The 8,732-nt window shown below is 64.3% G+C and carries 7 protein-coding genes; 6 read left to right on the top strand and 1 reads right to left on the bottom strand.

Features of this window, described 5'->3' with window-relative positions:
- The 6 genes from ENZ75_RS12105 to ENZ75_RS12080 all read left to right on the top strand — a co-directional run.
- A partial coding sequence (locus ENZ75_RS12105) for a mandelate racemase/muconate lactonizing enzyme family protein (RefSeq protein WP_128278114.1) occupies positions 1-792 on the top strand: 792 nt, incomplete at its 5' end.
- 1 nt (position 793) lies between these two features.
- Positions 794-1,978, top strand: a complete 1,185-nt coding sequence (locus ENZ75_RS12100; RefSeq protein ID WP_063167628.1) for a mandelate racemase/muconate lactonizing enzyme family protein — start codon at positions 794-796, stop codon at positions 1,976-1,978.
- Positions 1,979-2,225: 247 nt separating this feature from the next.
- Positions 2,226-3,890, top strand: a complete 1,665-nt coding sequence (locus ENZ75_RS12095) for an ABC transporter substrate-binding protein (RefSeq protein ID WP_013532880.1) — start codon at positions 2,226-2,228, stop codon at positions 3,888-3,890.
- Between the two features lie 100 nt (positions 3,891-3,990).
- Complete coding sequence (locus tag ENZ75_RS12090; protein ID WP_181172681.1) at positions 3,991-4,974, top strand: ABC transporter permease; 984 nt, start codon at positions 3,991-3,993, stop codon at positions 4,972-4,974.
- A complete protein-coding gene (locus ENZ75_RS12085; protein WP_027163828.1) occupies positions 4,971-5,849 on the top strand; it encodes an ABC transporter permease in 879 nt (292 codons plus the stop codon). The genes ENZ75_RS12090 and ENZ75_RS12085 overlap by 4 nt, the downstream gene beginning before the upstream one ends.
- On the top strand, positions 5,842-7,872 hold the full coding sequence (locus tag ENZ75_RS12080; RefSeq protein ID WP_063167627.1) for an ABC transporter ATP-binding protein: 2,031 nt from the start codon (positions 5,842-5,844) through the stop codon (positions 7,870-7,872). The genes ENZ75_RS12085 and ENZ75_RS12080 overlap by 8 nt, the downstream gene beginning before the upstream one ends.
- Positions 7,873-7,905: 33 nt before the next feature.
- Here ENZ75_RS12080 and ENZ75_RS12075 read toward each other — a convergent pair.
- Positions 7,906-8,732, bottom strand: an 827-nt coding sequence (locus ENZ75_RS12075) for a LysR family transcriptional regulator (RefSeq protein WP_164887789.1), incomplete at its 5' end; no start/stop codon positions are given.

The raw sequence follows: 8,732 nt of genomic DNA, 5'->3' as shown, positions 1-8,732 counted from the left end.
GACATGGCCTGCTGGGATCTGGCGGCGCGCGCAGCCGACGTGCCGCTGGTCACGCTGCTCGGCGGCAAGGAAAGCGACACCGCGGAACTCTACAAGGTCGTCACGCACGGGAGCGTCGACGCCATGGCCGCGCTGGCCAAGCGCATCGTCAAGGACGGCTTCCACCGGCTGCAGGTCAAGGTCGGCGGCAATGTCCATGACGACATCGAACGCGTCATCGCGGTTGCCTCCTCGGTGCCGAAAGGCACGGTCATCTTCTGCGACGCCAATGCCGGCTGGACTCCCTATCAGGCGCGCCAATTCGCCGATGCCACGCGCGCCATCGACTACACGTTCGAGCAGCCCTGCACCACGATCGATGAAAACATGTCGGTGCGCCGCATGCTCGACAAGCCGATGGTGCTCGACGAATCCGTCACCTCGCTCGAGGCGATGCTGGAAATTCATCGCCTGGGCGCGGCCGACGGGCTGACGCTGAAGATCTCGCGCCTTGGCGGCGTGACGAAGACACGCCAGATCCGCGACATTGCCGTCGACCTCGGCTTCATGATCACGGTCGAGGACACGGGCGGCGCCGAGATCGACACCGCGGCGATGGCGCATCTGTCGCTGTCGACGCCGGAAGAGCGCCGGCTGCACGCCATCGCCTTCCATGAATGGGTGACGGTGCGCACGGCATCGAACATGCCACCGGTCACCGGCAGCCGCATGGGCATTCCAGACGGGCCGGGTCTCGGCATAGACGTCGTTCCCGATCTGCTCGGCGCGCCGTTCTTCGAGGTCGGGCGCTGAGATGAAAATCCGCAGCATCAAAGCCACGCCGATCAATTTGCGCCTCGAAGCGCCCTATGCCTGGGTGTTCGGCGAACTCGACGGATTTTCACCGACCGTCGTCGAAGTCGAGACCGAGGATGGCCTGGTCGGCCTCGGCGAAGCGCCGACGCCAGCGGCGGCCGCGATCATCAATGATGTCCTGGCGCCGCGGCTGGTCGGGCGCGATGCCTTCGACATCGCCGGCGCCGAGCATGTCTGCCTGCCCTTTTGGACCGGCGTGCAGTCGATCAACGACCGCACACGCATCATGGCTTTCGGCGCCATCGAGATGGCTTTGTGGGACCTGCGCGGCAAGGCGTGGAACCAGCCGCTCTACCAGTTGCTCGGCGGCGCCGTACGCAAGGATATCCCGTTCACCGACTATTTTTCGCTGCGCGGTGATGGGCCAAAGGTGAAGGGCGAGACGACGCCCCAGGAAGTCGCCGACTATTGCGTCGAATTGCATGAGACGCATGGAACGACTTTCTTCGAAGGCAAGTTCTCGACCGAAGATCCGAAAATCTCGCTCAGGATGGTCGAGCTGATCCGCAGGAAACTCGGCGACGATGCGATGATCCGTATCGATTCCAACCAGGCCTATTCGCTCAGCACCGCGCGGCGGCTGGCGCGCCCGCTGGAAGAATTGGGCGTGCGCAACTGGGAGGATCCGGTGGCGACCATCGAGGAGATGCGCGAGTTGCGGCGCCATTGCTCGATCCCGTTCTCGACCCACAACATCGACATTGCGCGCGCCATGGAAACCAAAGTGCCGGACGCGTTCGTCGGCAACCCGACGACGCATGGCGGCATCGGCCGGCTGTTGCGCTTCGTCGGCGCCTGCGAGCATGCCGGGATCGATTTCTGGTGCTACAGCGGCGACAGCGGCATCGGCAGCGCCGCCTATCTGCATCTGTGCGCGGCACTCGGCTGGATCAGGGAGCCGAACCAGTCGCTGTTTCGCATGCTGCCGATGGATGTCACCGAGGAAGGACCGTTTTCGCCGAAAAACAATGTCGTGCGCGTTCCGGAAGGTCCCGGTCTCGGCGTCACCTTGTCGCGCGAAAACCTCGCTGCCTGTCACAGAGACTTTACCGAGAAAGGACCGTGCAACAAGTATCATGACCCGGCAAAGCCCGGAACCTATCGCCGTTTGCCGCTGAACTAGATGACGGCTAGCGGCCAAGACCGACGGCCAGACACGAGAAGCCAACCGCCGCGATTTCGGTCGGGAAGGTTGGACAAAGACGGTGGAAGCCGTGCAACCAACAACCCCGAGCGTCCACGCCACGACTGGATGGACCGGACAAAACCGCATGCTAAAGTTCCGGTAGACAGGCCTCCGGTGCCGGGAAAATGGAGCAATCCACGAAAATTTCGTCAACCATAAGAAATAGGGGAAAGGGTAAAAACCCATGAGCAAGAACCACAGCATTCTCGACCTTATCCGGCGCAATCGCACGCCGCTTGAAAATCACCTGATCGACGGCCTCGTCGACGGCCGTGTCAGCCGCCGCGACTTCGTCCGTCACGGCAGCCTGCTCGGCCTGTCGCTGCCGCTGCTGGGCCGCATCGGCATGGCCGCCGGCCTTGGCGGCATGCCGTCGCTGGCGCGCGCCCAGGGCGCGCCGGGCGCCACCATCCGCGTCGCCAGCAGTGTGCCGGCGGCGACGATCGACCCGGTCAGCATTGCAGACGCCGGCGGCCTGCTGATCATGCAGCAGGTTGCCGAATTCCTTTGCGTCGACGGCCCCGATCTGGTGCTGCAGCCGGCCTTGGCCGAAAGCTGGAAGCCGAACGACAACGGCACGGTGTGGACCTTCAAGCTGCGCAAGGGCGTAAAATTCCACAGCGGCGGCGAGATGAAGGCCGACGACGTCGTGGCCAGCATCGACCGCCTTGCCGACCCGGCCAACTCGTCCAATGCGCTGTCGGTGTTCACCGGCATCCTGCAGAAAGGCGCTTCAAAGAAGGTCGACGACTACACGGTGGAATTCCACCTCGATGCGCCGAACGGCAACTTCCCCTACATGCTGTCGTCCGACAACTACAACGCCGTCATCATCCCGGCGAGCTACAAGGGCGACTACGAAAAGAGCTTCGACGGCACCGGGCCGTTCAGAATTGAGAAATACACGGCAAAGGTCGGCGCGTCCTTCGTCCGCAACGAGGACTATTGGGGGCCGAAGGCCTTGCCCGAGCGCACCGAATTCACCTTCTTCACCGACATGCAGCCGCAGATCCTGGCGCTGCAGGGCGGACAGGTCGACATCATCAACCAGATGCCGGTGCTGGCCGGCGTCGCTCTGCTCAACGATCCGAACATCGACATCATCAGCCTGAAGTCGTCGGCCCATCAGCAACTGCACATGCGCTGCGACGAGGGTCCGTTGAAGGATGCGCGCGTGCGCCGAGCCATTGCGCTCTGCCTCGATCGCGACAAGCTGGCCGCCGGCCTGATGAAGGGACGCTCCGCCCTGGGCAATGACAGCCCGTTCGCCGCCGTCTATCCTTCGACCGATACGAGCGTGCCGCAACGCAAGCAGGATATCGCCCAGGCCAAGCAGCTCATGGAAGCAGCCGGCCTTGGCCAGGGCTTCAAGATAACCCTGACCACCGAACGCTACCTGGAAATCCCCGAATACGCCCAGCTCATCCAGAACTGGGTCAAGGAGATCGGCGTCGAGCTCGACCTCAACATCCTCGACCAGAGCGGCTATTACGGAGACGCGGTGTTCGGCAAGTCGAACTGGCTGGATTCGGTGATGGGCATCACCGACTACGGCCACCGCGGCGTGCCGAACGTCTATCTTGCGGCACCGCTGAAGAGCGAAGGCACCTGGAATGCGGCGCATTTCAAGAACAAGGACTATGACGCGCTGGCGACCAGCTACATCGCAGCACTCGACCTCGAGGCGCAGAAGGCCGACGCCGGCAAGATCCAGAAGCTGTTGCTCGAGGAAACGCCTGTTATTTTCGGCTATTTCTACGACTATCTGACGGCGACGGCGAAGGGCGTGGCCGGCGTACAGCCGACCGCCATGTCGCAGCTGTTCCTCGACAAGGCATCGAAAGCCTGAACTAACTCTTTGTTGGAGCATGACCTTTTCCGAAAACCGGTCCCCACTTTTCGGGATCATGCTCAAAGGGAAAGCCAATCCTCTAACAGCCAGCTCCCGCATGGGGCTGGCTCCACAAGGAGTCTTAGCCATTCTCTCCTTCCTTGCCCGGCGTGTCTCGCTGTCGCTGGTGACGCTGTTCCTGCTCAGCATCATGGTGTTCCTGGGCGGCCAGGTGCTGCCCGGCAACGTCGGGCGCGCCATATTGGGTCCATTCGCCGACCAGCGCGCGGTCGACGCGCTCAATCACACGCTCGGCGTCGATCGCCCGCTGCTGGCACAGTACTGGGGCTGGATCTCCAATTTCGTCCAGGGCGACATGGGCACGTCCTACATCTTCCGCTCGCCGGTCGCGCCTTTCGTCATCGATGCGCTCGGCAATTCGATGAAGCTGGCGGCGGTCGCCTTCGTGCTGGTGGTACCGATCGGCATCCTCGGCGGCGTCGTCGCCGCGCTCAACCTCAACCGCCCGCTCGACCGCATCATCAGCCTCGGCGGTCTGTCGGTGACGGTGCTGCCGGAATTCGTCACCGGCATCATCCTGATCCTGATCTTTGGTGTCTGGCTGCGCTGGCTGCCGATATCGGCCGCATGGCCGCGCGACGCCGGCTTCTTCACGCAGCTCTACTACCTGATCCTGCCGTCGCTGCCGCTGTTCCTGGTGCTATTCGGCTACATCGCCCGCATGGCGCGCTCCGGCATGATCGAAGCGCTCGATTCCGACTACACGCGAACGGCCGTGCTGAAGGGCCTGCCCTGGCGCACGGTGATCTGGCGCCATGTGCTGCGCAATGCGCTGCTGCCGACCATCACCGTTATCGCCACGCAGACCGGCTACCTCATCGGCGGCCTTGTCGTCATCGAAACGCTGTTTCGCTACCAGGGCATCGGCTCGCTGATCTTCACTGCCGCGCGCGGCAAGGATTTCCCGATGCTGGAATCCGGCATCCTCACCATCGGCATCGTCTATGCCGTGGCCACTCTTGTCGCCGACTTCCTCTATTCCGTGCTCAATCCGCGCATCCGGCTGGGGTCAGACCAATGAGCACCATCCAGACCACCTCCTCGACACCCGACGACACGCGCCCGCGCGGCCCGCTGGCCGAGGTCTTCTTCTCGCTGCTGCGCTCGCGAACATTCCTTGTCGGTTTCGCCATCGTGCTGTTCTGGGTTGCCTGCGCGCTGTTCGGCGAGCACTTCGCACCCTACGACCCGCTCGCCGACGACATCATCAACGCGCTGGCGCCGCCTTCTTCCGAACACTGGTTCGGCACCGACCAGATCGGCCGCGACGTCTTCTCGCGCGTCATCGTCGGCTCGCGCGACATCCTGACCGTCGCCCCGCTGGCGACCTTGCTGGCGACAGTGGCCGGCACGGCGCTCGGCCTCGTCACCGGCTATTTTCGCGGCCTCGTCGACGATGTCGTCAGCCGAATCCTGGAAGCCTTCATGGCGATCCCGGTGGTCATCGTTGCGTTGCTGGCGATCGTTGCGCTCGGTACCTCGAAGACGACGGTCATCGTTGTCATCGGCTTAAGCTTCGCGCCGATCATCGCGCGCACCGTGCGCTCCGCGGTGCTGGCCGAGCGTGAACTCGACTATGTCGCTGCCGCGCAGCTAAGGCATGAAAGTGCCCTGCATACGATGTTCGTCGAGATCCTGCCCAACGTCATTCCGCCGATCCTGGTCGAAACCACTGTGCGGCTCGGCTATGCCATCTTCGCCGTCGCCACGCTCTCCTTCATGGGTTTCGGCATCCAGCCGCCCTCTCCCGACTGGGGGCTGTCGATCTCCAACAATTACGGCATGATCGGCGGCGGCTTCTGGTGGACGGTGCTGTTCGATGCGCTCGCCATCGCCTCGCTGGTCATCGGCGTCAATCTGGCCGCCGACGGCGTTCACGGAGCGCTCAATGACTAACTCCGCCAAGGCCGAAAACGCACTCGAAGTCACCGATCTTTCGGTTGCCTACCGCGTCGCCGGCCGCAACCGCGCCGTGCTGCGTAACCTCAGCCTCACCATCGGCCAGGGCGAAGCCTATGGGCTGGTCGGCGAATCCGGCTGCGGCAAATCCACCGTGGCGCTTACGGTGGTGCGCTATCTGCCGAGAAACGGTTCTATCACCGGCGGCACGATATCGCTCGACGGCCAGAACGTGATGAAACTCGACGCCGAGGCGCTCAGGCGGGCGCGGGCCGAAAGCGTCTCCATGGTCTATCAGGACCCGGGCAAGGCGCTGAACCCGTCGATCCGCGTCGGCCGTCAGTTGACCGAGATTTTTGAACTCGGCGGTATTTCGGGACAAGCGGCCACCGACCGGGCGATTGCGATGCTCAATCGCGTGCGCATCTCCGATCCGATGAGCGTGATGCAGCGCTACCCGCACCAGCTTTCCGGCGGCATGCAGCAACGCGTGGCGATCGCCATGGCGCTGGCCAACGATCCCTCGATGCTGATCCTCGACGAGCCGACCACCGGCCTCGATGCGACGGTAGAGGCCGAAGTGCTCGACCTGATCGCACAGCTGCGGCAAGAACTGTCGGCCTCGATCCTGTTTATCAGCCACAACCTCGCCGTCGTCTCCAACATGTGCGACCGCGTCGGCGTGCTCTATGCCGGCATGCTGGTCGAGGAAGGGCCGACGGAGGTCGTCTTCAACGACCCGCGCCATCCCTACACCGTAGCCTTGCTGCGCTGCCTGCCGCGCGGGGGCCAGCGCAAGGACCAGGGCCGCCTCGATACCATTCCCGGCTTCCTTCCCGGCATCGGGGTCGACATCAAGGGCTGCGCCTTCGCCGATCGCTGCGCGCTCGCCGACGACCGCTGCCGCAGCGAATTGCCACCGCTCTACGATCTGGGCGGCCGGCTGTCGCGCTGCTTTCATCACGACAAGGCGCAGGCGCTGCCGCGTGCGACACCGAGCGATGTGGCGCCTGTACCAAGGGCGGCGGCAGCGCCGGTGCTGCGCGTCACCGGGCTGAACAAGACCTATGCCAGCCATGGCCATGCACTGCGCGCCGTGAAGGACGTGTCCCTCGACCTGCGGCCTGGCGAAACGCTCGGGCTGGTCGGCGAATCCGGCAGCGGCAAAACGACCTTCGCCAGGCTGCTGCTCGGCCTTGTGCCGCCGGACGCAGGCGGCACGATCGAGCTGGAAGGCAAGGCGCTGGCGCCCAGGCTGGAGAACCGCAGCGACGACCAGATCAAGGCGATGCAGATCGTCTTCCAGAACCCGGACTCCGCACTCAACCGATCGCATTCGATCCGGCATCTGATCGGACGCGCGCTAAAGCGGCTGGCGGGCCTCTCCGGCAAGGCGCTGGAGGCTCGTCTCAACGACCTTGTCCGCTCGGTGCGGCTTACGGACCGGCATCTGGCTGTAAAACCGCGCCAACTGTCCGGCGGCCTGAAGCAGCGCGTCGCCATCGCCCGCGCCTTCGCCGGCGTCCCGCGCATCGTCGTCTGCGACGAGCCGACCTCGGCGCTCGACGTCTCGGTGCAGGCGGCCATCCTCAATCTGCTCGCCGACCTGCAGTCGAAGGAAGACGTCAGCTACATCTTCATCTCGCATGATCTGGCCGTGGTGCGTTACCTCTCCGACAAGATCGCCGTGCTCTATCTCGGCCGCATCATGGAGCTCGGACCGTCGGAGCAAGTCTTTTCCGGGCCGCATCATCCCTACACAGAAGCGCTGCTGTCGGCCGTGCCCAAACTCGACCAGACCGAGACGGCGCGCATTCGTCTCGACGGCGAAATCCCGAGCGCCACCAATCCGCCGTCGGGCTGCGTGTTCCACACGCGCTGCCCGCGCAAGATCGGTCCGATCTGCGAACAGCAGGAGCCGCCGCTGAGCGAGGCCCAGCCCGGCCATTCGATCCGCTGCCACATTCCATATGCCGAACTGGCCAGGCTGCAGAGAGCGGCCGTGACCGAGCCGGCATAGCGAGCGTCACCATCACCCGCGTGGCTTGGCCGGTCAGATCTGGCCGGCCATGCTGAGAGCACGGTCGCCTTCCGAAAAGCCCTGCCCTTCGGCCCAGTCTCTGGCCAGCGTGCGCAGGCCTGTGAGCGCGACATCCAGAACATCCGACGAGGCGGGGTTCGAGGGATAGGCGAGGTAGATCGGCCGCTGGAACACCGGCGTATTGTCGATGCGCCGCATCTCGCCGCGCTCGATATGACCGCTGACGGCGCTGAGCGGCAGATAGGCGGCGGCCTGCTGTGACAGCACGTGCTGCAGCCCGATGAAGACCAGTCCGGCCGATATGGCGGGCTTGACCATGCCGGCAAAGGCGCGGTCGTGCTCGATGCGGAACTCCAGCCCCCAATCCATCAGAATGTAGTTTTCGGTCCACGGCCTGGTCTGCGCGGCATGCTGGACAAGCACGACCTGATCGACCGCCAGCGTTTCGTAGACGATGCCGGGATGCGGTCGCGGCAGGTAGAGGATGCAGATGTCGAGCAGGCCTTCCGCCAGCTGGTCGATCGCCGAGTCCGGGAAGCTGCCCTCCAGCCGCAGCGCCACGTTCGGCCGCCTGGCGCGCATCCACTCGACCCATGGCGAGGTGATGCGGTCCCACAGATAGGCAGGCGCGGTCAGCCGCAGCAAGGTCTCGTAGCCATCGGGAACGGCGATGTCCTGCCGCGATTGCTCCCAGGTGCGGGTGATGGAAGAGGCATGTGGCAGGAACTGCCGGCCGGCCGGCGTCAGCGTGACGCCATCGCGGTCGCGCACGAAAAGCCGGCGGCCCAACTGCTCCTCCAGCCCCCTGATCCGTGCGCTGACGGTGGACTGCGCGAGGT

Origin of the sequence: Mesorhizobium sp. M7A.F.Ca.CA.002.04.1.1, from assembly GCF_004022805.1 — a bacterium.
GTDB classification, from domain to species: domain Bacteria; phylum Pseudomonadota; class Alphaproteobacteria; order Rhizobiales; family Rhizobiaceae; genus Mesorhizobium; species Mesorhizobium ciceri.
The sequence above is the reverse complement of the archived record's forward strand: the minus strand, read 5'-3'. Positions and strand labels throughout refer to the sequence as shown.

What these genes read in the sequence shown, in the direction of transcription:
- ENZ75_RS12085 (WP_027163828.1), top strand. Translation starts at nt 4,971, where the DNA reads ATGAGCACCATCCAGACCACCTCCTCGACACCCGACGACACGCGCCCG.
- ENZ75_RS12080 (WP_063167627.1), top strand. Translation starts at nt 5,842, where the DNA reads ATGACTAACTCCGCCAAGGCCGAAAACGCACTCGAAGTCACCGATCTT.
- ENZ75_RS12095 (WP_013532880.1), top strand. Translation starts at nt 2,226, where the DNA reads ATGAGCAAGAACCACAGCATTCTCGACCTTATCCGGCGCAATCGCACG.
- ENZ75_RS12090 (WP_181172681.1), top strand. Translation starts at nt 3,991, where the DNA reads ATGGGGCTGGCTCCACAAGGAGTCTTAGCCATTCTCTCCTTCCTTGCC.
- ENZ75_RS12100 (WP_063167628.1), top strand. Translation starts at nt 794, where the DNA reads ATGAAAATCCGCAGCATCAAAGCCACGCCGATCAATTTGCGCCTCGAA.